This window comes from Arachnia propionica, from assembly GCF_003859805.1.
In the GTDB taxonomy this organism is placed as follows: domain Bacteria; phylum Actinomycetota; class Actinomycetes; order Propionibacteriales; family Propionibacteriaceae; genus Arachnia; species Arachnia propionica_C.
Map to the genome: position 1 here is coordinate 1 of NZ_RQZG01000008.1, position 21,249 is coordinate 21,249.

24 protein-coding genes are annotated in these 21,249 nt (G+C 69.0%); 18 read left to right on the plus strand and 6 right to left on the minus strand.

The features are described from left to right. Window positions 1-783 precede the first annotated feature (783 nt). From EII34_RS07930 to EII34_RS07950, 5 genes are read right to left on the minus strand one after another with little or no spacing between them, the layout of a single operon-like run. Complete coding sequence (locus EII34_RS07930) at window positions 784-1,785, minus strand: sensor histidine kinase (protein WP_124844626.1); 1,002 nt, start codon at window positions 1,783-1,785, stop codon at window positions 784-786. After that, complete coding sequence (locus EII34_RS07935; protein WP_260425089.1) at window positions 1,782-2,456, minus strand: response regulator transcription factor; 675 nt, start codon at window positions 2,454-2,456, stop codon at window positions 1,782-1,784. The genes EII34_RS07930 and EII34_RS07935 overlap by 4 nt, the downstream gene beginning before the upstream one ends. A 16-nt stretch (window positions 2,457-2,472) precedes the next feature. After that, window positions 2,473-4,140 carry a cytochrome c biogenesis protein DipZ gene (locus EII34_RS07940; protein ID WP_124844628.1) on the minus strand — a complete coding sequence of 556 codons (1,668 nt, stop codon included), beginning with the start codon at window positions 4,138-4,140 and terminating at the stop codon, window positions 2,473-2,475. 3 nt (window positions 4,141-4,143) lie between these two features. Beyond that, on the minus strand, window positions 4,144-4,617 hold the full coding sequence (locus tag EII34_RS07945) for a thioredoxin family protein (RefSeq protein ID WP_124844629.1): 474 nt from the start codon (window positions 4,615-4,617) through the stop codon (window positions 4,144-4,146). A 48-nt stretch (window positions 4,618-4,665) separates the two neighbouring features. Then, on the minus strand, window positions 4,666-5,055 hold the full coding sequence (locus EII34_RS07950; RefSeq protein ID WP_221620238.1) for a thiol-disulfide oxidoreductase DCC family protein: 390 nt from the start codon (window positions 5,053-5,055) through the stop codon (window positions 4,666-4,668). Window positions 5,056-5,118: 63 nt separating this feature from the next. Here EII34_RS07950 and EII34_RS15940 point away from each other — a divergent pair, with 63 nt between their 5' ends. The 18 genes from EII34_RS15940 (at window position 5,119) to EII34_RS08040 (ending at window position 20,307) form a co-directional block, all read left to right on the plus strand. Next, window positions 5,119-6,258: a tetratricopeptide repeat protein gene (locus EII34_RS15940; RefSeq protein ID WP_185711236.1), complete on the plus strand. Its 1,140-nt coding sequence runs from the start codon at window positions 5,119-5,121 to the stop codon at window positions 6,256-6,258. Then, window positions 6,255-7,244, plus strand: coding sequence for an HAD-IIA family hydrolase (locus tag EII34_RS07960; protein WP_124844630.1), 990 nt, complete (start codon window positions 6,255-6,257; stop codon window positions 7,242-7,244). The genes EII34_RS15940 and EII34_RS07960 overlap by 4 nt, the downstream gene beginning before the upstream one ends. Then, a complete protein-coding gene (locus tag EII34_RS07965) occupies window positions 7,241-7,450 on the plus strand; it encodes a hypothetical protein (RefSeq protein ID WP_124844631.1) in 210 nt (69 codons plus the stop codon). The genes EII34_RS07960 and EII34_RS07965 overlap by 4 nt, the downstream gene beginning before the upstream one ends. After that, window positions 7,447-8,172 (plus strand): TlyA family RNA methyltransferase, encoded by a 726-nt coding sequence (locus tag EII34_RS07970; protein ID WP_124844632.1) that lies wholly within the window; start codon window positions 7,447-7,449, stop codon window positions 8,170-8,172. The genes EII34_RS07965 and EII34_RS07970 overlap by 4 nt, the downstream gene beginning before the upstream one ends. Before the next feature lie 10 nt (window positions 8,173-8,182). Continuing rightward, on the plus strand, window positions 8,183-9,079 hold the full coding sequence (locus EII34_RS07975) for an NAD kinase (RefSeq protein ID WP_124844633.1): 897 nt from the start codon (window positions 8,183-8,185) through the stop codon (window positions 9,077-9,079). Continuing rightward, window positions 9,073-10,749: a DNA repair protein RecN gene (gene recN, locus EII34_RS07980; protein WP_124844634.1), complete on the plus strand. Its 1,677-nt coding sequence runs from the start codon at window positions 9,073-9,075 to the stop codon at window positions 10,747-10,749. The genes EII34_RS07975 and recN overlap by 7 nt, the downstream gene beginning before the upstream one ends. Window positions 10,750-10,758: 9 nt before the next feature. Continuing rightward, on the plus strand, window positions 10,759-11,319 hold the full coding sequence (locus EII34_RS07985; protein WP_124844635.1) for an isochorismatase family protein: 561 nt from the start codon (window positions 10,759-10,761) through the stop codon (window positions 11,317-11,319). Between the two features lie 144 nt (window positions 11,320-11,463). Further along, on the plus strand, window positions 11,464-12,309 hold the full coding sequence (locus tag EII34_RS07990; RefSeq protein ID WP_124844636.1) for a hypothetical protein: 846 nt from the start codon (window positions 11,464-11,466) through the stop codon (window positions 12,307-12,309). A gap of 4 nt (window positions 12,310-12,313) precedes the next feature. Then, window positions 12,314-13,264, plus strand: coding sequence for an LCP family protein (locus EII34_RS07995; protein ID WP_124844637.1), 951 nt, complete (start codon window positions 12,314-12,316; stop codon window positions 13,262-13,264). Between the two features lie 83 nt (window positions 13,265-13,347). Beyond that, a complete protein-coding gene (locus EII34_RS08000; protein ID WP_124844638.1) occupies window positions 13,348-14,223 on the plus strand; it encodes a hypothetical protein in 876 nt (291 codons plus the stop codon). Window positions 14,224-14,294: 71 nt separating this feature from the next. Continuing rightward, window positions 14,295-14,924, plus strand: coding sequence for an NUDIX domain-containing protein (locus EII34_RS08005; RefSeq protein WP_124844639.1), 630 nt, complete (start codon window positions 14,295-14,297; stop codon window positions 14,922-14,924). Beyond that, the gene (locus EII34_RS08010) at window positions 14,921-15,832 is read left to right on the plus strand and encodes a site-specific tyrosine recombinase XerD (protein WP_124844640.1); all 912 of its coding nucleotides are present in this window, start codon (window positions 14,921-14,923) and stop codon (window positions 15,830-15,832) included. The genes EII34_RS08005 and EII34_RS08010 overlap by 4 nt, the downstream gene beginning before the upstream one ends. 52 nt (window positions 15,833-15,884) lie before the next feature. Then, entirely contained in the window at window positions 15,885-16,784 is a 900-nt protein-coding gene (locus EII34_RS08015) for a ParA family protein (RefSeq protein ID WP_124844641.1), read from the plus strand. Continuing rightward, a complete protein-coding gene (locus tag EII34_RS08020; protein ID WP_124844794.1) occupies window positions 16,781-17,146 on the plus strand; it encodes a hypothetical protein in 366 nt (121 codons plus the stop codon). Before EII34_RS08015 ends, EII34_RS08020 begins: the two co-directional genes overlap by 4 nt. Continuing rightward, window positions 17,143-17,958, plus strand: a complete 816-nt coding sequence (locus EII34_RS08025; RefSeq protein ID WP_124844642.1) for a segregation and condensation protein A — start codon at window positions 17,143-17,145, stop codon at window positions 17,956-17,958. The genes EII34_RS08020 and EII34_RS08025 overlap by 4 nt, the downstream gene beginning before the upstream one ends. Continuing rightward, a complete protein-coding gene (gene scpB, locus EII34_RS08030) occupies window positions 17,955-18,518 on the plus strand; it encodes an SMC-Scp complex subunit ScpB (protein WP_124844643.1) in 564 nt (187 codons plus the stop codon). The genes EII34_RS08025 and scpB overlap by 4 nt, the downstream gene beginning before the upstream one ends. Next, the gene (locus EII34_RS08035; RefSeq protein WP_124844644.1) at window positions 18,511-19,245 is read left to right on the plus strand and encodes a pseudouridine synthase; all 735 of its coding nucleotides are present in this window, start codon (window positions 18,511-18,513) and stop codon (window positions 19,243-19,245) included. The genes scpB and EII34_RS08035 overlap by 8 nt, the downstream gene beginning before the upstream one ends. A 33-nt stretch (window positions 19,246-19,278) precedes the next feature. Then, the gene (locus EII34_RS08040; protein ID WP_124844645.1) at window positions 19,279-20,307 is read left to right on the plus strand and encodes an FKBP-type peptidyl-prolyl cis-trans isomerase; all 1,029 of its coding nucleotides are present in this window, start codon (window positions 19,279-19,281) and stop codon (window positions 20,305-20,307) included. Here EII34_RS08040 and gluQRS read toward each other — a convergent pair. Further along, window positions 20,270-21,214, minus strand: coding sequence for a tRNA glutamyl-Q(34) synthetase GluQRS (gene gluQRS / locus EII34_RS08045; RefSeq protein ID WP_124844646.1), 945 nt, complete (start codon window positions 21,212-21,214; stop codon window positions 20,270-20,272). The genes EII34_RS08040 and gluQRS overlap by 38 nt on opposite strands. Between the last annotated feature and the right edge of the window lie 35 nt (window positions 21,215-21,249).

Below are 21,249 nucleotides of genomic sequence, written 5' to 3' on the forward strand. Positions count from 1 at the left end.
AAGATTTATCCTATCGGAATGAGCTGCCCCTTTGTGTTTAAATTGCGACGTGTTTCATGATGCTATTTTCAAGCCACCTGAATAACCCTCCCGGGGTGGTGACGCGGGTCAAGGTGGGTGTCGGGTGTGATGTTTCGTGGCATGGTGTGGTGTTCCTCGTGAGGGGGCATCCGTGACATGGTGATCGGTGGTTGGTCGGGCAGGGTCGGTGTCGGGTGTGAGCATCGGGACGCAGTCCATACCGAAACCCCGTCCGGGGGTGAGTGGTGGTAACCCATGTGGGGTCCCTGTCATCTTGTTCATCGCCGAGGTTTCCGGCCAGGGTGACAGCCACCACGACGGAGGGGCTCGTCTGATGGCCAGCACGAAGCCGTGAACCCCCACCACACCAAACCCCACCGCATCTCGACCAAGAGCCTCCTCCCACACGACACGGGGTGCCTTGCGGCCGGGATCGGTCCGCGACATCCCCGTGCATCGGAGGTGACCACCAGATCACCAACGGCGTGACGGACCCTGAGATCATCGACCCGACCTGGCAGAGAGCGGCCGGGTTCTCCACGCCCGGGAGGGCTCATCCAGCGATCCGGGCAGCCCTGCCCTCCGGCAGAACGCCGACACACCAATTGGTCCGTGAACCGTTGACGACAGCACCTCGATCCATGTCCATCCAGGCCACTGCCTGACATGCCGCCGTCAGCACCTGTGTCCCGACCCCGATCCTCCTTCCCTGCAGCCGGACTCTGACCCTGCTGAAGAAGGAGGCTGGCCGTGGAGGGGACGTCACAGGTGGGGGGAACGAGGGAGAACGACCTCAACCATGCAGCCTCGGTCATGATTGCGCATCGTGACCTGTCCGCCGTGGGCGGCAACGATGGTGCGCACGATGGGCAGCCCCAATCCATTGCTGGAGCTGTTCCCCGGTGTTCGGGCCCGATCACCCCGCCAGCCAGCCGAGAACACCTGTGCCAGATTCTCCTCGGACACTCCGCCGCAGCCGTCGCTGACACTGATCCGAACCATGTCGTCGGTGACCACCTCCATCACCACATCGGTGCCCGGGCGGGTGTAGGCGATCGCGTTCCCGACGATGTTCTGCAGGGCGCGGGCCAGCAGACCAGGATCCCCGATGACATCACTCGCGGCTCCTGACACGGACCCCCGCAGCCGTACCCCACGCTGATGGGCGAGGGGCTCCAGCTGGCCCACCAGATCCGAGGCCAGGTCACCGATCACCACCGTCTCCGCGCTCAACGCCACCGAGCCGCTCTGCAGCCCCGCCAGGGCCAGCACGTCATCCACCATCTCCGCCGTGCGTTCCGCCTCGGAGACGATGGTGCGGTGGTACCGGGCAGGGTCGGCGGCAATGCCGTCCTCGAGGGCCTCGGCCATGGCACGTATCCCGGCCAGTGGGGTCCGCAGATCGTGCGACAACCAGGCGATCAGCTCACGTCTGCCCTGTTCCACCTCCCGCTGCCGACGTTCCCGTTCCAGCTCAGCCGATGCAGTCATGATCACCCGCTGACTGCGCAGCGACACCAGAACTCCCGCCAGCAGCGCGGCAGGGAGCGTTGCGGCGAGAAGCAGCAACGGCACCCGCACGGATTCGATCAGCATCAGTCGCGCGCCCACGAGCAGACCAACCCCGATGGTCGCCACCACCGCAACGGGACTGAGCAGCGCTGCCCAGCGAACCGAACGGCGCGCCACGCCGGAGGTCAGGGTCGCGCACGCCAGACCCACGGCGAGGGTCACCGAGGCGACGATCAGCAGATGCTCCGTCATGCCGGTTCCCATCGGTAACCACGCCCCCACACGGTGACCAGACGGGTGGGGTGCTGCGGATCGGTCTCGACCTTGCTTCGCAGGCGGCGCACGTGCACCGTCACCGTCGAGGCGTCGCCGACCTCCCAACCCCACACCGCACGCATCAGCTCCTCACGGGAGAACACCTGGTCGGGGTGGCCCACCAGGTGGGCCAGCAGATCGAACTCGCGAAAGGTCAGGTTCAGTGCCACCCCGGCGAGACTGGCCTTCTGGGCGGTCAGGTCGAGCGTCAGGCTGCCGTCGGTGAGGATCTCACGGTCGGAGGCGACAGGGCGCTGTCTTCTCAGCACGGCAGCCACCCGGAGCACGAGTTCACGAGGACTGAACGGCTTGGCCAGGTAGTCATCCGCGCCGAGTTCGAGTCCGAGGACCCGGTCGGCCTCGGAGCTCTTCGCGGTGAGCATGATGACCGGGGCCAGGACCCCGGAGGAACGCAGCCGCCGGAACACCTCGTGTCCGTCGATGCCGGGCAGCATCAGATCCAGGACGACGAGGTCACAGCCCTGTGCCCTCGACAGAGCGGTGACCCCGTCGCCGACCTCGAGAACGGTGTGCCCCGCGGCGCGCAGGTAGTCACTGACCACACCGCGCACCGTCGGGTCGTCATCCACCAGAAGAACGGTCGCCACCCGTTCAGCATAGGCGTCATCCGAAGGTGAAGGCATTGGCACGCACGCCCTCGTCGAAGGTCAGGGTGACCGTGGTGCCACCGGTGGCCTCCGGCAGTCGAACCAGCCGGTACATCCTCGCGCCGTCGATGGTGACCTCCTCCCCGATGACATCAGCGCCACCCGGAGCGATCCCGCCCTCCACCTCGACCCGGACCCGCGCCCCGGCAGGGCCGTCCATCACGAGGTACATCTCCTGCCCCGAGAAACGGTAGCGCAGTTGGGCGCCGTCGCTGAGTGCGGTGATCGATTCACCATCGGCACTCCATGGGCCACCGAGAGTCCAATGGCTGGTCTCACGTGGATCGGTGGCTGCACCGTAGTCGTGGTCCCCACCCCGCAACCCCGAGTCGTCGCCCGCGGCGCGATCCGTTCCGAGATAGGTCTCCGGTGACTGACCCGGCGTGTGCTGCAGGGTCTCGTCGGAGACCACCGCCTTGTCGCCACCTTCACCGAGCAGTTCACGGATCTTGGCCTCGGCCTCGTCGTAGTGCCCCTCCCCGAAGTGCACCCAACGGACCCGGCCCTCGGCGTCGATGAGGTACTTCGCCGGCCAGTAGCGGTTGTTGTAGGCCCGCCACGTGGCGAAGTCGTTGTCGAGGGCCACCGGGTACTTGATCCGTGCGTCGGCGACGGCCTTGGCCACGTTCTCCGGCACCTTCTCGAAGGCGAACTCGGGCGCATGCACACCGATGATCTCGAAACCTGCATCGTGGTAGCGGTCGTACCAGGCGTTGAGATAGGGCTGAGTCCGGACGCAGTTGATGCAGCTGTAGGTCCAGAAGTCGACGAGGACCACCTTGCCCCGCAGCTCGGCCAACGTCAGCGGGTCGCTGCCCACCCACGCCGTGATGCCCTGGAGTTCCGGGGCAGGAGTGGGATTGGGGAGCTCCCCCTCACCGGCCTGCCGAGGAATCGCCTGCTCGGCCGAGGGGATGAGCCCTTCCTCGAAGGCCACCAGCGAGGGGAACTTGTCGACCGCCCAGGCCTGGAACTGCTTGTCCCAGCCGGTGGCGACGAAGACACCGACGATGATGAACAGCACCGCGACGACCCGTTGGAACCAGCCGCGGGGGTTGGCGGCCCAGCCGAGGCGGTCGATGAGCCGACGGCCCAGCAGGGAGATCGCCAACAGGGCGCCAGCCATGCCGATGCAGTAGACCCCCAGGTAGAACATGCCGACACTGGGGCTGGCGGGCAGGACCGTGGCGATCACCCAGGCGTAGGTGGGGGAGCAACTGCTGAACACCGGCCCCAACGCGGCTCCCGTCAGGACGGCGCCGAGGGTTTCGCTGCGGTGGCCACGGGCCTTGTCGAGCAGCTGATGGGCGTTGTCGAGCTTCACAGCAGCAGCGATCCGGGCCCACACCCCGGGAAACAGCATCACGAGGCCGAGCAACACCACGAGGGAGCCGGAACCGATCGCCCAGACCTTGGGGTCGATGTTCAGGAAGGCGGTGCTGGCCTTCAGCAGCAGTGTGAACAGCAGCAGGGAGACGACGAGACTGCCGGCGATCAGGTAGGGGCGACGCCGGGAACCATGGCCCAGACTGCCACCCACGATGACCGGCAGGAAGGGCAGCACACACGGTGCGAGCACCGTGAGGACGCCCGCCAGGAGGGAAAGAAGTGCGGTCACCAGCATGGCTCAGCCCTGCAACTCCTTCAGCAGGGCCTCTGTCGAGGTGCTGGTCCATCTGCGGACCTGCTGACCCTGGTCGTCGAGGGCGACGAACGTGTGCTGCATCGTGACACCGTGACGCTGGCGGAGCTCGGTGTGCTCGTCGTAGTCGACGCTGACGAGGGTGGTCTTCTCGGGAAGCCTGCCGGGGTCGGTGGTCAGTTCCTCGGTGATGGCGCGGCAAGCGGGGCACCACCTCGCGTTGAAGAACAGCACGACGGTGGTGTCGGTGTATCGCTCCCTCGAGGACTCGTACTCCTCGTGGGTGATGAACGAGGAGGACATCGCCTTCCCGGTCATGGCCCCGGAGGGGGTCGTCATCGCCGACGGGCTCATGCCATCGGTCATGGCGGGGGACATCGCATCACCGGAAGATCCACCAGCGCAACCGGCGAGGGTGATCAGGGCCGTCACAGCGACGGGGACAAGACGTTTCTTCATGCTGGGAAGTCTGCTCCGGCAGTGATGACGTGTTCCAGAGCAGAAATCTTACGAATCCATGACATCCAGTCGGCACGTCGGGGTACCACCGGGCAGTCGGTGCCGATTGCGTGCCACGATCCGGTAGACCCACTGGGACAGCCGTCGCACCCCCGGTGACCTGAGCACCAGTCCCGCGATCGGCCACGGCAGGCGGGAGGACTGCAGGATCGCGGCGACGGCGTCGCTGCCGATCCGGACCCGACCGCGTGCATCGACCACGTGCAACAGCTCCAGACAGGCCGCGCGGTCCAACCCCCAACGGCCGAGATCCGCCCGCTGCACCATCAGTGGCCGCATCCTGGTCCGCACCATGCGGCTGGTCGCCACCTGGATGCTCATCGAGCAGAAACCGCAGTCCGCGTCGTAGAGGATCACCCCGTTTGAATCCATGTCCATGCCCTCCAAGGATGCCAGCCGCCAATTTTCCTCTGGTCGTGCTGGTTTGGAAGAATTGTCGGCATGGTTGAACAGGGGAGCTCGTCAGGGCGTGGTGGAGGTCGACGACGCGGTGGACCCGCCAAGGGATCGCAGGGACCAGGCCCTCGCGGCTCCCGGAACTTCTCGAGGTCCGGCCACCGCAAACCCGCAGCTGGAGGCCGTGACGGGCAACGGCGTGACGACCGAGGCGAGCGTGGTCGCGGTGGGCAACGGCGTGACGACCGCCCGGGAACCACTCCCGACAGGCGACGATTCCCGCAAGGCGAGCGGTCACGTCGCCCCGAGGAACGTGACCGCGACAGGGAACGTCGCATCCCGAGCCCCGGGACTGCCCCGGCGATCGACGAGCCACCCACCCCCAAGGAGTTCGACGAGTCGCTGCTGCCGGTCGGGGTCCGTGCTGAGCTGAAAGGTCTCCCCAAGGACCTCGCGGAGACCATCGCCGCCCATCTGCTGGCCGCGGGCACCCTGCTCGACGAGGACCCCGACCTCGCGTACCGTCATGCCGCGGCGGCGAAACGTCGGGCCGGTCGGCTGGCAGTGGTCAGGGAGGCCACCGCCGAGGCGGCCTACGCCTCTGGACGTTACGAGATCGCACTGCGCGAGTTCAGGGCCATCCGTCGGATGAACGGTGGGGATGAGCTGCTCCCGGTCCTGGCGGACTGTGAACGAGCACTCGGCAGACACCGTGAGGCCCTCGACCTGCTCGCCACCCTTGACCCCCGCACCAAGAACCTGGGGTTGCGCATCGAATGCCTGCTCGTCGAGGCCGGGATCCGGAGCGACCTCGGACAACGGGGCGAGGCCCTACGGCTGCTGAGATCCGCCATCTCGCACCGCATCGGTCCGCGTCAGGGACAGGCCCGACTCCGATACGCCTATGCCGATCTGCTCGAGGCCGATGGCCAGGTGGCGGCGGCCCGGGAATGGTTCGACGCGGCCGCCAGGCTCGACCCCGACGGCCTCCTCGACGTGTCCGACCGGATCGCAGTTCTCGACGGGGTCACGTTGCCCGACGACTTCGTCCTGGAGGGGCCCGAGGAGGCGGCACACCCTGAACCGGACCCGGAGGACGTCACCGAGACCGAGGTGATCGAGCTGGTCAGCCCTGAGGAGGAGATCGCGGAACTTCTCGCCGAGATCGACGGGGAGGACGAGTGAACGCCCTCGTCCACGCCCACGACGCGGCCCTGTTCGACCTCGACGGCGTCATCTACCTCGGCCCCCATGCCATTGACGGGGTGCCCCGGATGCTGAGCGCGATCCGGGACGAGGGGGTACGTCTCGGCTACGTCACGAACAATGCGGCCCGCACCCCCGGGGCCGTGGCGGCGCACCTGCGGGAACTCGGGATCGACGCCAGCACCGACGATGTGGTCAACTCCACCCAGGCGACCGTGCGGATGCTCCAGGAGCGCCTGCCCGCAGGTGCCCACGTCCTGGCCGTCGGTACCGATGCCCTGGTGGAGCAACTCGCCGAGGGAGGGTTCACCCCGGTCGACACCTTGGAGGCCGAGCCCGTCGCCGTCGTCCAGGGCTACCACCCGCAACTGCCGTGGGTACTGCTGGAACTGGGCATCATCGCCATCGAGCGCGGGGCGCAGTGGTTCGCCACCAATCCTGACCAGACCCGTCCCACCGAACGGGGCATCCTGCCCGGATGCGGTGCCCAGATCGACCTCATCACCTCCTGTGTCGGCTTCCGTCCCGAGATGGCCGGCAAGCCCTTCCGGCCACTCCTCGACGAGACGGTGCGTCGGCTCGACGCCCGACATCCGATCTTCGTCGGGGATCGCATCGACACCGACATCGTCGGGGCGGGCAACGCCGAGATGGACTCATTGTTCGTCTTCACCGGGGCACACGGCAAACGGGATCTCCTGGTCGCCCCACCCGTGGGTCGCCCCACCCACATCGGCCACGACATCGGTGCGCTGCTGGCGCCACCGCGTGTCCTGCAGCCGATCGGCGACGGTTACCGGTGTGGGGCCGCGGAGGTGACGGTCATCGGGGCCGAGACCCGAGCCAGCACGGTGCCCACCGACCGGGAGGGGCAGCTGGACCTGTTGTGGGCGGCATTGCACGCCGCATGGCATCGTGATGCCGACATCGAGGCGTTGCTGGACGACCTGGACCTGCTGCGATGACCGCACCGACCCCCCGTTCTGCGGCGCCCGGGAGAGTGCGACGCATCGAGGAGGTCACCGAGGCGATGCAGGCACTCGGTGACCTCGAGGCGATGCCGGTGCCCGAGGCCCTCGCCCGGGTCGAGGAGATCCACCAGCGTCTGCTCACCGCCCTCAACCCCGAGGTGACGCAGCCGAGTCTGCCCCGGCTCGGTACCTCCCGATGAGGTTGGACCGGGAACTCATCGCGCGGGGGCTGGTCAGCTCCCGGACCCGGGCGGCCAGGCTCATCACGGCAGGCCGGGTGAGCGTGGCAGGCCGGGTGGTCACGAAACCCGCAGCCGAGGTCGGACCCGGGGAGGCGATCCAGGTGGTGACGGACCCCTGGGTCTCACGTGCGGCGCACAAGCTGCTCGGGGCGCTCGACGACTCCGGCACCGCTGTGGGGGCACGGGTCCTCGACGCCGGGGCCTCCACCGGTGGTTTCACCCAGGTGGTGCTGTCGCGTGGCGCGGAACTGGTCCACGCCGTCGACGTGGGGCACGGGCAGCTTGCCGAAGAGATCCGCATCGACCCGCGGGTACGGGTCCATGAAGGGCTCAACCTGCGGGACCTGCGCCTGAGTCACCTCGGGGGAGTCGTGGACATGGTCGTCTGCGACGTCTCCTTCATCTCGTTGAGACTCGTCCTGGCCCCGATCCTGGCCACCCTGCATCCCGAGGGTGTGGCCCTGCTGCTGGTCAAACCACAGTTCGAGGTGGGTCGGGAGCGGTTGGGACGTGACGGTGTGGTCCGCGAGGAGGGGCTGCGGGAACAGGCCGTGGCGGAGGTCGTCGCCGCGGCTGCGGAACTCGGCTGGGTCTGCACCTGGCGTGGGGTCAGTCGGCTGCCGGGGGTCGGCGGGAACATCGAGTTCTTCATCCGGCTGGTCAAGGTCGCCGGGCGCTAGGCTGGGGGGCGTGGAGAGACGAACGTTGGCGGTCCTGCTGCACCCGGAACGGCCCGAGGCCCTGGAGGCTGCGTGCACGTTCATGCGGCGGATGAGCGGGTTCAGTTTCGTCACCTTCGATGACGACGTCGAGCGGCTGGCCGAACAGGTGCCAGAGGTCGAGCTCCACGCCACCGACTCCCGGACGGCGGAGCTCGCCGTGGTCTTCGGTGGGGACGGGACACTGCTGCGGGCTGCGGAGTGGGCACATCCTCTGGGGGTGCCGTTGCTCGGGGTGAACCTCGGCCACGTCGGTTTCCTGGCGGAGCTGGAGACCTCTGACCTCAGTGCCCTGCCCCGGGCCGTGGTGGAACGCGACTATGACATCGAGCAGCGGTTGGTGCTCCAGGTGCAGGTCCAGGACCCCGATGGCTCCGTGGTCTGGGAGTCCTTCGCCGTCAATGAGGCCTCACTGGAGAAACTCGCCCGCGAGAAGATGCTCAACGTCCTGGCCCAGGTGGATCATCTCCCGTTGTCCCGGTGGGGATGCGACGGGGTCCTCGTGGCCACCCCGACAGGATCGACCGCCTACGCGTTCTCCGGTGGCGGCCCCGTCGTGTGGCCCCAGGTGCAGGCGATGCTGGTGGTCCCACTGTCCGCCCACGCCCTGTTCAACCGCCCCATGGTGCTGTCCCCGAGCTCCCGGGTCCAGCTCGATCTGGTGGGGCAGGTGCCCCAGGGAGTGATCTGGTGCGACGGGCGACGCAGCTGTGAGTTCAGTCTCGGCCAGCGTCTCGAGGTGAGTGCCTGCCCGCAGCCACTGCACATCGCGCGCCTGTCCGAGCAGCACTTCACCACACGATTGGTGCGCAAGTTCAAGCTTCCCGTCGACGGTTGGCGACGGGGACCGGGGGAGAGTGGATGCTGACGGAACTACGACTGACCTCGCTCGGGGTCGTGGCGGATGCCTGCCTGAACCTCGGGCCCGGGCTCAACGCCCTCACGGGGGAGACCGGGGCGGGCAAGACCATGCTCGTCGCCGGGCTGGGGCTGCTGCTCGGCGCCCGGGCCGATGCCTCGTTGGTGCGCTCCGGTGAGGGCCGCGCCGTCGTGCAGGGCCGCTGGGACGTCGGTGAGGGGACCAGGACACTGGTGGAGGAGCTGGGGGGCAGCCTCGACGACGGGGTGGAGCTGGTCTCGGTGCGTCAGGTGACGGCCCAGGGCCGTTCCCGCGCCGTCATCGGGGGAGCTGCGGTGCCGGTCAGTGCCGCGGCCTCGCTGCTCGGTGAACTGGCCACCATCCACGGCCAGTCGGAGCAGGTCCGGCTGTCGTCCCCTGAACGGCAGCGGGAGATCCTCGACCACTACGCCCGGCCCGAGGCGTTGCAGCGGTACCGCGAGAACTACGCCGAGCACCGTCGTCTGGTCGAGGAGCTCACCCGGCTGGAGACCGAGGCCCTGGAGCGGGCCCGTGAGGTGGACATGCTCAGGCACGGTCTCGATGAGATCGCAACCGTCGGGCCACGGCCCGGGGAGGACGAGGACCTGGCGGCCGAGGCACTCCGGCTTGCCGATGCGGATCACCTCAAGCTGCTCGCCAGCCAGGTGCAGACCGCGCTCAGCGGGTCGGAGGAGGACTTCGAGCTGCCGAGCGCGGTCGGACTCGTCGGTGTCGCCCGCAAGACCTTGCGCACCCTGGCCGATCAGGACCCAGCAGCGCAGGATCTGGCCAACCGGCTGGACGACCTGGGATACGTCATCGACGACCTCGCGCAGGACATCGCCAGCTACACCGCCGATCTGGTCTCCGATCCGGTGCGTCTGGCCGCCGTCGCGGACCGGCGCGGTGAGCTCAGCCAGTTGACCCGCAAGTACGGCACCACCATCGACGAGGTCCTCGCCTGGGCCGAGGAGTCCCGGGACCGGCTCGCCGAGTTGGAGGGGGCGGATGAGCGCATCGACGAGCTGCGGGAGCAGGTGGCGGAACTGGACCGGGCGTTGACGGCGGACGCGGCCTCGATCACCGCTGACCGGGTGGCGGCATCGAAGCGACTGGCGAAGGCGGCCCATGCCGAGTTGCAGGCCCTTGCCCTCAAGCACGCCCGGCTGGAGTTCGCGGTCACGGCGGCCCCGCGGGGGCCTCACGGTGCCGACCGGGTGGAACTGATGTTCACCGCCAACCCGGGCTCCACCCCCGGGCCGCTCGGCAAGGTCGCCTCCGGGGGTGAGCTGTCCCGGGTCCGGTTGGCCCTGGAGGTGGTGCTGGCGGGTGGAACCCCCGGGCACACCTTCGTCTTCGACGAGGTGGACGCCGGTGTGGGTGGTGCCGTGGGATTGGAGATCGGCCGTCGTCTCAAGCGGCTGGCGCGCACCTCGCAGGTGATCGTGGTGACCCATCTGGCACAGGTCGCCGCCTTCGCGGACCAGCACTTCGTCATCGCGAAGTCGAGCCGGGGACAGGTCACCACCTCGGACGTCACCCCGCTCGGTGAGGAGGACCGGGCCGCGGAGCTGGCGCGGATGATGAGCGGGACCGTCGACTCCTCGGCGGCCATCGAACACGCCACCGAGCTGTTGGAACTCGCCTCGCAGGGTTAGCCTCGATGCATGACACGTGCACTGATCGTCGTTGACGTCCAACGGGACTTCTGTGAAGGAGGGTCCCTCGCCGTCGCCGGAGGGGCAGCGGTGGCTGCTGCCGTCGATGACCTGCTGGCCGGTGACCACGGTTACGACCTGGTGGTCGCGACCAGGGATCACCACATCGACCCGGGGAGCCACTTCAGCACGCAGCCGGACTACGTGGACTCCTGGCCGGTGCACTGCGTGGCGGGGACCCCGGGGGCAGAGTTGCACCCCGATCTGACCTTCACCGCCTGGGACGGGGTCTTCCTCAAGGGGCAGCACACCGCCGCCTACTCCGGTTTCGAGGGGGCCGAGGCCGATTCGGGAGTCCCCTTGGCCGCGTTCCTGCGTGACCGGGGGGTCACGGCGGTGGACGTGTGTGGGATCGCCACCGACCACTGCGTGGACGCGACGGCGCGTGACGCGGTCAGGGAGGGGTTCGACGTGACGGTGCTGGAGGGGCTCACCGCGGCCGTGCAGCCCGAGGGGTTGGTCGAGTTGCGGCGGGAATGGGCCAGGAACCGGATCGCACACACACCCTGAAACATGTCATCCGAAAGGTTGATCATGGATTTGATGCTGCGCTAGTGTGACGCCACGGGGGGAGAGCTGGGGGGACGACATCAATGGATTTCACGCACTGGCACGCCCTCAACGATCCAACGACTCCACGGAAGGGGAGTTCTCATGAAGTTGAAGCGCACATGTGCCAGCATCGCCGCCGCCTCGCTCCTGTTCGGCCTCGGTGTCACCCAGGCGCAGGCCTACGGGACCGCATACGGCCACTCGGTGGGAAACCTGGTCGACGGCTGGGCCCCGGTGGGCCTCCACGGGTCCTGTGGTGATGCGGCCAAGCACGCGGTCATCAGTGTCAGTCCAGCCGCCTCCGTCAAACCCGTCACCGGTGACCAGGGCAGCGTGGAGGGGGATGCCCTGCGTTTCCAGAAGCCCCTCAAGGGCGACGAGAGATGGAACGTGCTGGTGAGCGCCACCGGCAGCATCAAGGTCAACATCTCCTGCGTGGCCTCCTACAACTACAGCACGAAGACGATCACCCATGACCTGGAGATCGACACCACCAAGCCGACCAACGGAGCCACCGGGCAGAGTGTCATCGCCAGGGCGGTGAACGGAGAGTTCGTCCCCGGGGCCGAGGTCGAGCTCGAGGTCAGCGGATACCAGGGCCATGACGACCTGGTCGTGACCATGTACTCCGCCCCCGTGGTGCTGGGCTCCTTCACCGCCGATGAGCTGGGACAGGGCAGGACCAGGGTGCGGATCCCGGAGGATGCCACCGAGGGCACCCACCACCTCGTGGTCAGTGGCACCCACCACACCGCGGCCTTCGCCCTGAAGGTCGTCAGGCCCGCCACGGCCGCTCCCGGCCAGGGCGGTGCTGAACCCGGGCCGATCAAGCCCGGTGCCGAAGCCACGAAGCCCGGCAAGGCCCAGGGGCAGGCGGCTGGAAAGGCAGGAAAGCCGGGGAAGCCGGTGAAGGCTGGCCGCCCCGGTCTGCCGCGCACCGGTGCCTGATCCGATGACCACTGTGGACCGCCCCGCCCCAAGCCGTGCGGGGCGGTTCCGCACTCGGCGATGGGTGGTTGCCCTGGCGGCGCTGGCACTGGTGATCTCGCTCGTCACCGTCGCGTCGCTGTGTTTCCTGGAGCGCCGCGCCTCGCGCATCGACGTCGTCCTCCACCACTCCGAAGGGGCGGGACGCACCCTGCTCGTCGTCGGGATCGACGACCGGGAGCAGGCCCCGGGGGCAAGCGTCGACTTCGGGGAGCCCGGCTCTGATCCGGGGGCCCGAGCCGATGTGATCCTGGCGCTCCGGACCGGCCCCGGGGGGCTCAGCGCAGTCTCCATCACGCGTGACCTGCTGCTCGAGTACGAGCCTCAGCACTATGACCGGGCAGCCACCACCTGGTTGCGGGGGCCGCAGGCCTTCGTCGACGGGATCTGTCGCACCCTGAAGATGCCGGTGGACCACCTGGTCGTGGTGAACCTGCGTGGTTTCGTGACCCTGGTGGACGCCGTCGGTGGGGTCGAGGTGGATCTCGCGGAACCACGTCGTGACCCCTGGGCCCACATCGACCTCCCGGCAGGCCCGCAACTCCTCGACGGCCGTGCTGCGCTGGGGCATGTGCGCAGCCGTCAGGCAGAGGTGTTCCGTGATGGAGCGTGGATCGCGGACCCCGAAGGTGCTCGGGGGCGGCAGCGGCGCAGCGGCGAGATGCTACGGGCCGTGGTGAAGAAGCTGCCGCGGAACCCGGGCGCGTTGTACGGCCTGGCCTGGGACCTGCTTCCCGAGATCGGTCTCGATCATGAGGTCGGCCTGCTCGATCTCGTGGCCTACCGTGAGGTCCCGGAGGACGTGGAGGTGCTGCCGGTGGCTGGCGGCGCAGACCCCGACGACTGGGTGGCCTGGGACGTCCCCGAGACCCATGCCGCACTGGAGGCACTCGGCATGGCCCCGGGCTGCGCCTGAGTCGGCCGAAAGGTTGGCCAGGACCTTAACTTTCGACTACTGTCTGTGCTGACCAGACATTCCGTCGTCGAAGGACCCGCCCGATGTTGAAACGCCTGCTCGTGGGCACCGCCACCATCTCCCTGTCGGCCACCCTGGCAGTCGGCCAGGCCTGGGCTGACGAGCTGGTCGAGCCCAGCGAGTATCCCTACCCGGGAGAGCCGGGAGTCACGTGGTACATCGGTCGCCACAGCGACGGCTGGGCCCCCGTCACGCTGAACGGTGAATGTGGGCCAGGCACCAAACGCGTGGAGCTGGAGTTCGCCCCGGCGGGTTCGGTCTCCCTGCTCGGTCACGAAGGCAGGCGCACGGCCGACGGCAGGCTCGGCCTCACCCTCCCCCTGGAGGTCACGGCACCCTGGACGGTGCTGACGAGTGCGACCGGACAGATCACCGTCGACGTCTCCTGCATCGTCGAGGACGACGTGGTGGACCGGCACTGGAACCCACGGATCGACACCGCGACGCCCGACCCGGACGCCCCGGGAGTCACCGCCACCCCGGTCGACCAGGTCTTCCATCCCGGCGGGGAGATCGAGATCGCGGTTCAGGGATTCAAGGCCGACGACGATCTCACCGTCGAGATGTACTCCACCCCGGTCAGGCTCGGCACGGCACGTACCGATGCCAGGGGCAGCGCCCTGATCCGCTCGAGGATCCCCGACGACACCACCGAGGGCACGCACCACATCGTGGTGACCGGCAGCGACGGCCGGCGTGCCCTGTTCCGCTTCCGGGTGGGCCCGAAACCGAGCCTCAGGCCCTCACCCCGATCGACCACGCCGCAGAGCGCGGGGTCCGACACCCCGCAGGCCGCGACCGTGTCCCGGGCCGGGCGGCCGCACCCCGCTGGAACACATCACACCGTTCGCCGCACCCCCACCGCCACTCGCCCCGGACTTCCCAGCACCGGTTCCTGAGCGTCGGGTCGCGGCGCCATCCCGCGGCGGTGCATCCTTGGAGGGTCGTGCAACAGGGAAGGAGTCGTGGGATGGAGTGGGATCGTCCGATGGCATGGGAGGTGACCGGCCGCGTCGAGCTCGGCGCAGGACGGGTCTCCACTTTCGTCGACGAGACGGTGCTCACCCCGTCGGGGGAGGTCATGAACCGGCAGTTCCTCACCCACCCCGGTGCCGTGGCCGTGGTGTGCTGGGACGAGGAACGTGACGCCATCGCGGTGGTTCGGCAGTACCGCCATCCGGTTCGGATGGAGCTGGTCGAGATCCCGGCCGGGCTGCTCGACCTGGCAGGGGAGCCCTTCGTCGCCGCGGCACAACGGGAGCTCGCGGAGGAGGCCGAACTGGCTGCCGATCGCTGGGAGGTGCTGGTGGACATCTGCTCCACCCCGGGAGCCTGTGAGGAGTCCCTGCGGATCTTCCTGGCCCGTGGCCCCCACCCGGTGTCGCGGCCTGAAGGGTTCGTGCTGGAGGGCGAGGAGGCCCACATGAGTGCGGCCTGGGTGGGCCGGACCGAGCTCGTCGACGCGGTGCTGGCGGGGCGGTGCCAGTCCCCGTCGTTGGTCTCGGGTGTCCTGGCGTTGGAGACCGCACGCCTTGCCGGCAGGCTCGATGCGCTGCGTCCCGCCGATGCCCCGTGGCCGATCCGGGACCGGCGCGGGTGAGACCGGCCGAGGACGCGGTCAGACAGTACCTGGCCCACGTCACCGTCGAACGGGGGCTGCAGGCCAACACCGTCGCCGCCTATCGGAGGGACCTGGCCCGCTACATCGGTTTCCTGGCGGAGCGGGGGATCGACGACCTCGCTGAGGTCAGCCCGATCGAGATCAGCGAGTACGTCCGCGACCTGGCCGCCGGGATGAAGGCCTCCTCGGTGGCCAGGCTCGTCAGCAGCGTGCGCAACCTGCACGGTTTCGCCCACGAGGAGGGCCTCACCGAGACCAACCCGGCATCCCGGACCGCCCCACCCAAACTGGGCCAACGCCTGCCCAAGGCCCTCACCGTCGCCGAGGTGGCGGCGCTGCTCGACGTGCCGGACCGGCAGGACCCGATCGGGTTGCGGGACGCGCTGCTGCTGGAACTGCTCTACGGCACCGGGGCCAGGATCTCGGAGATCACCGACCTCGACGTGGATGACGTGCAGGCGGTCCTGGCGGAACCTGCCAGTGGCCTCAGACTCACGGGAAAAGGCGGCAAGGAACGGGTCGTGCCGCTGGGGGAGCACGCCTTGACGGCCATCGATGCCTACCTGGTGCGGGCCCGGCCCGGGCTGGCCGCCAAGGGGCGGGCAGGTGGAGCGCTGCTGCTGAACCGCCTCGGACGTCGGCTCTCGCGCAGCTCCGCCCACGCCATCGTCGTCCAGTGCGCCCAGCGCGCCGGGATCACCGCCGAGGTCTCGCCGCACTCCTTGAGGCACTCCTACGCCACGCACCTCCTGGAGGGTGGGGCGGACGTGCGGGTGGTGCAGGAACTGCTCGGGCACTCCTCCGTGGTCACCACCCAGATCTACACGCTGGTGACGATCGACACGCTGCGTGAGGTCTACGCCGGGGCGCATCCCCGCGCGCGATGACGTCCGCCGACATGCCCTAGGATGGTCTTGTCGACAAAATCCAGGAGGCGTAGTGGCCGACGAGCTGTTCAAGGTACCGGATGCCCCGGCCGAGTCCACCCTTGTCAAGGGCGAGATCGGGCCGACCGGCAGACCGCTTCCCGAACTGCGGGTGCCCACCCCGCCGGATCCGGGACGGGAGATGGACGCGACCATCATCGCGATGTGCAACCAGAAGGGCGGGGTCGGCAAGACCACCACCACCATCAACCTGGGGGCGGCCCTCGTCGAGATCGGCCACCGGGTGCTGCTGGTGGACTTCGACCCGCAGGGATCCCTCTCGGTCGGACTCGGGGTCAACCCGCACACCCTGGAACGCAGTGTCTACAACCTGCTGCTCAGCAAGGAGTACACCGTCGACGAGGTGATCCAGCCCACCAGCGTCCCCGAACTGGACATCCTGCCCTCCAACATCGACCTGTCCGCGGCCGAGGTTCAGCTGGTCAGCGAGGTGGCACGGGAACAGACCCTCACCCGGGTGCTCGCCCCGCTGCGTGACCGCTACGACTTCATCCTCGTCGACTGCGCCCCCAGCCTGGGACTGCTCACCATCAACGCGTTGACCGCCAGCGACTACGTCATCATGCCCCTGGAGTGCGAGTTCTTCGCCCTCAGGGGCATCGCGCTGCTCACCGACACCATCTCCAAGGTGGCGGAGCGTCTCAACCCGAAACTGAGGATCATGGGCATCCTCGGCACCATGTACGACGGCCGCACCCTGCATTCCCGTGAGGTGCTGGAACGGGTGGTGCAGGCCTTCGGCGACGACGTGTTCCACACCGTCATCCGCCGCACCGTGAAGTTCCCGGAGACCACCGTGGCCGGCGAACCGATCACCACCTACGCCTCGGCCTCGCCCGGCGCCGACGCCTACCGGATGCTGGCCAGGGAGGTGCTGCTCAAGTGTCGCTGAACAAACGCGCCTCGCTGCCCGGGGCCAGCGAGCTGTTCCGCCTCACCAACCCGGAAGCGGCAGCGGCCTTCGAGCCGGAGCCGAAACCCAAGGCCCAGAAGGTCACCCCACCGCCCACCCCGGAGCGCTCCAGCACCCTGCCCCGCCCCTCCGGCCGGGTCAAGCATGACCAGAAGATCACCGTCTACTTCTCCTCCGACGAGTTGTTCGCCCTGGAGGACGCGGTGCTGCAGCTCAAACGGGTCCACGGCATCAACCTGGACCGGGGACGCCTGGTCCGCACCGCCGTCGCGCTGGCCCTGACCGATCTCGAGGCCCACGGCATCGACTCCCAGGTGGTGGCGGAGCTGAACCGCTCGTGACCCGGCGGCGTGAGGAGGCGCCGGAGACCACCCCCGGGTTCGCGGTCCACCTCACCAACTTCGAGGGGCCCTTCGACCTGCTGCTGCAGCTGATCTCCAAACGGGAACTCGACGTGACACAGGTGGCGCTCAGCCAGGTCACCGACGAGTTCATCGCGCACGTCCGCGTGCTCGGGGACACGCTCGGGCTGGAACAGACCAGCTCCTTCCTCGTCGTCGCCGCGACCCTGCTGGACCTCAAGGCCGCCCGGCTGCTGCCAGGAGGGGAGGTGACCGACCCGGAGGACCTGGCCGCCCTGGAGGCCCGCGACCTGCTGTTCGCCCGGCTGCTGCAGTACCGGGCCTTCAAGCAGCTGGCGGCCTGGCTCGCCGAGCGGGTGCGTGACGCCGAGCAGCGACACTGGCGTCCCGGTGGCCTGGAGGAGCGGTTCCGTGACGTCCTGCCCGAGGTGGAGCTGCCGGTCGGGGCGGATCGACTGGCCCGGCTGGCCGCCCGGGCACTCACCCCGAGACCAGTCCCCAGCGTCCAGCTCACCCACCTGCACGGCTCGCGGGTCAGCGTCGTGGAGCAGGTCGGGATCGTCGCCGAGAGGCTGAACGCCGCAGGTCAGCTCAGCTTCCGGCAGCTCGTGGCCGACTGCGACAGGCTGACCACCGTCGTGCGTTTCCTGGCGGTCCTGGAACTGTTCCGGGCGGGGCGGGTCAGTTTCGAGCAGGCCGATCCACTGGGTGAGCTGGGGATCCGCTGGCTGGGTGGGGACCCGAACCAGCCGATGACCGTCGACGAGTACGAGAGCGTGGAGGAACCATGAGCACCATCCGGGCCGTCGAGGCGATGCTCCTCATGGCGACCGAACCGGTGGCCACCGCCCAGCTGGCGGCAGCCCTGGCGGTGCCGGAGGAGACCGTGCTGACGGAGTTGGAGACCCTGGCCGCCTTCTACCGGGACACCGAGCGGGGGTTCGAGCTGGTCAGGGTCGCCGGGGGCTGGCGGCTGGCGACCTGCCCGGACCTGGCAGAGATCCTGGAGGCCGGGGTCGTCGCGGACGCCAGGGCCCGGCTCAGTCAGGCAGCGCTCGAGACCCTGGCCGTGATCGCCTACCTCCAGCCCGTCACCCGGGGCCGGATCGCGGGTGTCAGGGGGGTCAACGTCGATGGTGTGGTGCGCACCCTGCTCACCCGGGGGCTGATCGCCGAGGCGGGCGAGGAACCGGGTGGTGCCGTGCAGTTCGCCACCACCCCGCTGTTCCTCCAGAAGCTCGGGCTCGACTCGCTGGAGGAACTGCCCGACTTGGCGCCGCTGCTGCCGGACGCCGTAGCCTTGGAGGCCGAGCTTCGCACCGCCACCGGAATGGAGGACAGCCATGAGTGACGAGGAGGGCATCCGCCTCCAGAAGGTCCTGGCACAGGCCGGGATCGCATCCCGCCGGGCCAGCGAGATCCTGATCGATGAGGGACGGGTCGAGGTCAACGGGAAGGTGGTCACCGAGCAGGGCCGACGCGTCGACCCGGAACGCGACACCATCCGGGTGGACGGGGCCCGCATCCCACCACCCAGGCGGCACCGGTACCTGGTGCTCAACAAGCCGCGGGGCGTGGTCTCCACCATGGAGGACCCCGAGGGGCGCCGCACCCTGGCGGACCTGCTGCCCCGCAGATCCGAGCGGCTGTTCCACGTCGGCCGGTTGGACACCGAGACCGAGGGGCTGATCCTGCTCACCAACGACGGCGAGTTCGCCAACCGGATGGCCCATCCCCGCTACGAGGTGCCGAAGACCTACCTGGCCGAGGTGGCGGGCCTGGTGGAGCCGAGGACCCTGCGTCGCCTGGAGAAGGGACTTCGCCTCGACGACGGCCCGGTCAGGCCTGACAAGGTCAAGCTCGTCTCCCGCAGCGAGTCACGTTCCCTGCTCTCGATCACCCTGCACGAGGGACGCAACCGCATCGTGCGGCGCATGATGGACGCGGTGGGACACCCCGTGGATCGGCTGGCCCGCACCGGGATCGGGCCGGTCAGGCTGGGTCAGCTCACCATCGGAACCTCCCGTGAACTGACCCGCGAGGAGCTCGGTGCCCTCCTCGATCTGGTGGACATGTGAGTGCCTGGACCTCACTGGGGTAGCATCTGACGGGTGCGTTTGAGTGAATTCCTGACCCGTTCCCGCGCCGCCCTGGCCTTGGCGGCCGCCGGTGCCATCGCGCTGACGGCCTGCTCCGCCCAGGAACCAGCGGCGGATCCGACCGCGACACAGAGCGCCTCGTCAGCTGCCTCGCCCGAGGCTCCCGCCACGGGGGAGTCCAGCACCGACGCGTTGCCGACCAGCGCCGTCGAGCCCTCGGCCGACCTGAGTGCGATCACCGTCTCCGACGCCGATGTGCCGGAGGTCACGGTCCCGGCCCCGTGGGGCATCGCCAGCACCCAGACCAAGGTGCTGCGGGAGAGCTCCAGCACCCAGGTGGTGGGGGAGAACGCGAGGGTGACCGTCAACTACGTCGGTGTCAACGGCCGCACCGGTGAACCCTTCGACAGCAGCTACGAGCGCGGTGCCCCGGTCCCGTTCTCGCTGGACGCGGTGGTGCCGGGGTTCAAGATCGGCCTGGCGGGCCAGAAGGTCGGCTCGCGGGTGCTCATCGGCATGACCGGGGAGGACGGTTACAAGGACGGGAACCCGCAGGCCGGGATCGAGGCCGGGGACTCGTTGCTCTTCGTCGTGGACATCATCTCCGCCACCTTCGAGGAGCCCGTGGGCGAGGAGGTCACCCCTGCCGAGGGAGTGCCGAGCGTCACCGTCACCGACGGCAAGCCGGAGGTCACCATTCCCGAGGGCATGAGTGCCGACTCCCTCGTCGTCCAGCCGCTCATCAAGGGGCCCGGTGCCGCCATCGCCGCCGACTCCGTCGTCACCGTGAAGTACCGCGCCTGGGGGGCCACCTCCGGCAAGATCATCCTCGACGGCTGGGGACCGCAGACCGCGCCGCTGAACACGCTGCTCCCGGGCTGGCAGACCGGCCTGCTGGAGCAGACCGCGGGCTCCCGGGTCCTGCTGGTGGTGCCCGCCGCGAACTCGTACCCGAACGGCCTGCCCGATCAGGGGCTCCCTGCTGGCGAGGGTCTGGTCTTCGTCATCGACATCGTCGACGTCCAGGCGCCACAGCAGTAGTAGGTGACAGCCGCTCACCCGTCCAGGTGGCGGGTGCGAAGAACTGACGGGGCAGGGGCTCTGGCATCACCGCCAGGGCCCCTGCCGCCGTCTCCTGCCGACCGAGCCCCAACGAGTCGGTGAGTTCGGCCATGAGGTCGGCATCGCTCCAGCCGAGGCCGTGCAGGTCGGTCCTGGTCACCGCGCCGTCGCGTTTGGCCAGCCGTGCCCCGTCGTCATTGGTGACCAATCCGATGTGGGCGTAGCAGGGTGGGGTGCCACCGAGCTGGGTGGCCAGCCAGGCCTGCCGGGGTGCGGAGCCCAGCAGGTCGGCCCCCCGGGTGACCTGGGTCACGCCCTGGAACAGGTCGTCGACCACGACGGCGAGGTTGTAGGCGGGCACCCCGTCGCCACGCACCAGCACGAAGTCGTCCACCGGCCCCGTCACCTGCCCGTGGAACCGGTCGGTGACGGTGAAGCCCACCCCCTCGGCCCGGATCCGCAGCGCTGCGGGACGCACCCGTCGTCGCTGTTCCCGCTCCCGGGTGCTGAGACGGGCGCAGGTGCCGGGATAGGTGCCGGGATCACCGTGCGGGGCGGAGACCGCCTGGGCGATCTCCCGGCGCGTGCAGAAGCACTCGTAGGTGCGCCCCGCGAGCACCGCCAGGGCGTCCCGGTAGGCGTCGTGGCGCTGCGACTGGGTGACCACCTCCTCGTCCCAGGCGAGCCCCAGGGCACGGAGGTCCGCCAGCTGACGGACCGCCGCACCGTCGGCGGCACGGACCCTGGCCGCATCCAGGTCCTCGATCCGAAGCCGCCACGAGCCCTCCGCCGCACGGGTCAGCAACCATCCCGCCAGGGCGGTGCGGAGATTGCCCACGTGCAGGTCGGAGGTGGGGGAGGGGGCGTAGCGGTCAACCACGGTCATGCCCCCATTGTTGCCCGGGTGTGACCCCGGTAGCC

Coding starts and splice junctions, on each gene's coding strand:
- EII34_RS07930 (WP_124844626.1), bottom strand. CDS start 1,785: ATGACGGAGCATCTGCTGATCGTCGCCTCGGTGACCCTCGCCGTGGGT.
- EII34_RS07940 (WP_124844628.1), bottom strand. CDS start 4,140: ATGCTGGTGACCGCACTTCTTTCCCTCCTGGCGGGCGTCCTCACGGTG.
- EII34_RS07945 (WP_124844629.1), bottom strand. CDS start 4,617: ATGAAGAAACGTCTTGTCCCCGTCGCTGTGACGGCCCTGATCACCCTC.
- EII34_RS07950 (WP_221620238.1), bottom strand. CDS start 5,055: ATGGACATGGATTCAAACGGGGTGATCCTCTACGACGCGGACTGCGGT.
- EII34_RS15940 (WP_185711236.1), top strand. CDS start 5,119: ATGGTTGAACAGGGGAGCTCGTCAGGGCGTGGTGGAGGTCGACGACGC.
- EII34_RS07965 (WP_124844631.1), top strand. CDS start 7,241: ATGACCGCACCGACCCCCCGTTCTGCGGCGCCCGGGAGAGTGCGACGC.
- EII34_RS07970 (WP_124844632.1), top strand. CDS start 7,447: ATGAGGTTGGACCGGGAACTCATCGCGCGGGGGCTGGTCAGCTCCCGG.
- recN (WP_124844634.1), top strand. CDS start 9,073: ATGCTGACGGAACTACGACTGACCTCGCTCGGGGTCGTGGCGGATGCC.
- EII34_RS07985 (WP_124844635.1), top strand. CDS start 10,759: ATGACACGTGCACTGATCGTCGTTGACGTCCAACGGGACTTCTGTGAA.
- EII34_RS07990 (WP_124844636.1), top strand. CDS start 11,464: ATGAAGTTGAAGCGCACATGTGCCAGCATCGCCGCCGCCTCGCTCCTG.
- EII34_RS07995 (WP_124844637.1), top strand. CDS start 12,314: ATGACCACTGTGGACCGCCCCGCCCCAAGCCGTGCGGGGCGGTTCCGC.
- EII34_RS08000 (WP_124844638.1), top strand. CDS start 13,348: ATGTTGAAACGCCTGCTCGTGGGCACCGCCACCATCTCCCTGTCGGCC.
- EII34_RS08005 (WP_124844639.1), top strand. CDS start 14,295: ATGGAGTGGGATCGTCCGATGGCATGGGAGGTGACCGGCCGCGTCGAG.
- scpB (WP_124844643.1), top strand. CDS start 17,955: ATGAGCACCATCCGGGCCGTCGAGGCGATGCTCCTCATGGCGACCGAA.
- EII34_RS08035 (WP_124844644.1), top strand. CDS start 18,511: ATGAGTGACGAGGAGGGCATCCGCCTCCAGAAGGTCCTGGCACAGGCC.
- gluQRS (WP_124844646.1), bottom strand. CDS start 21,214: ATGACCGTGGTTGACCGCTACGCCCCCTCCCCCACCTCCGACCTGCAC.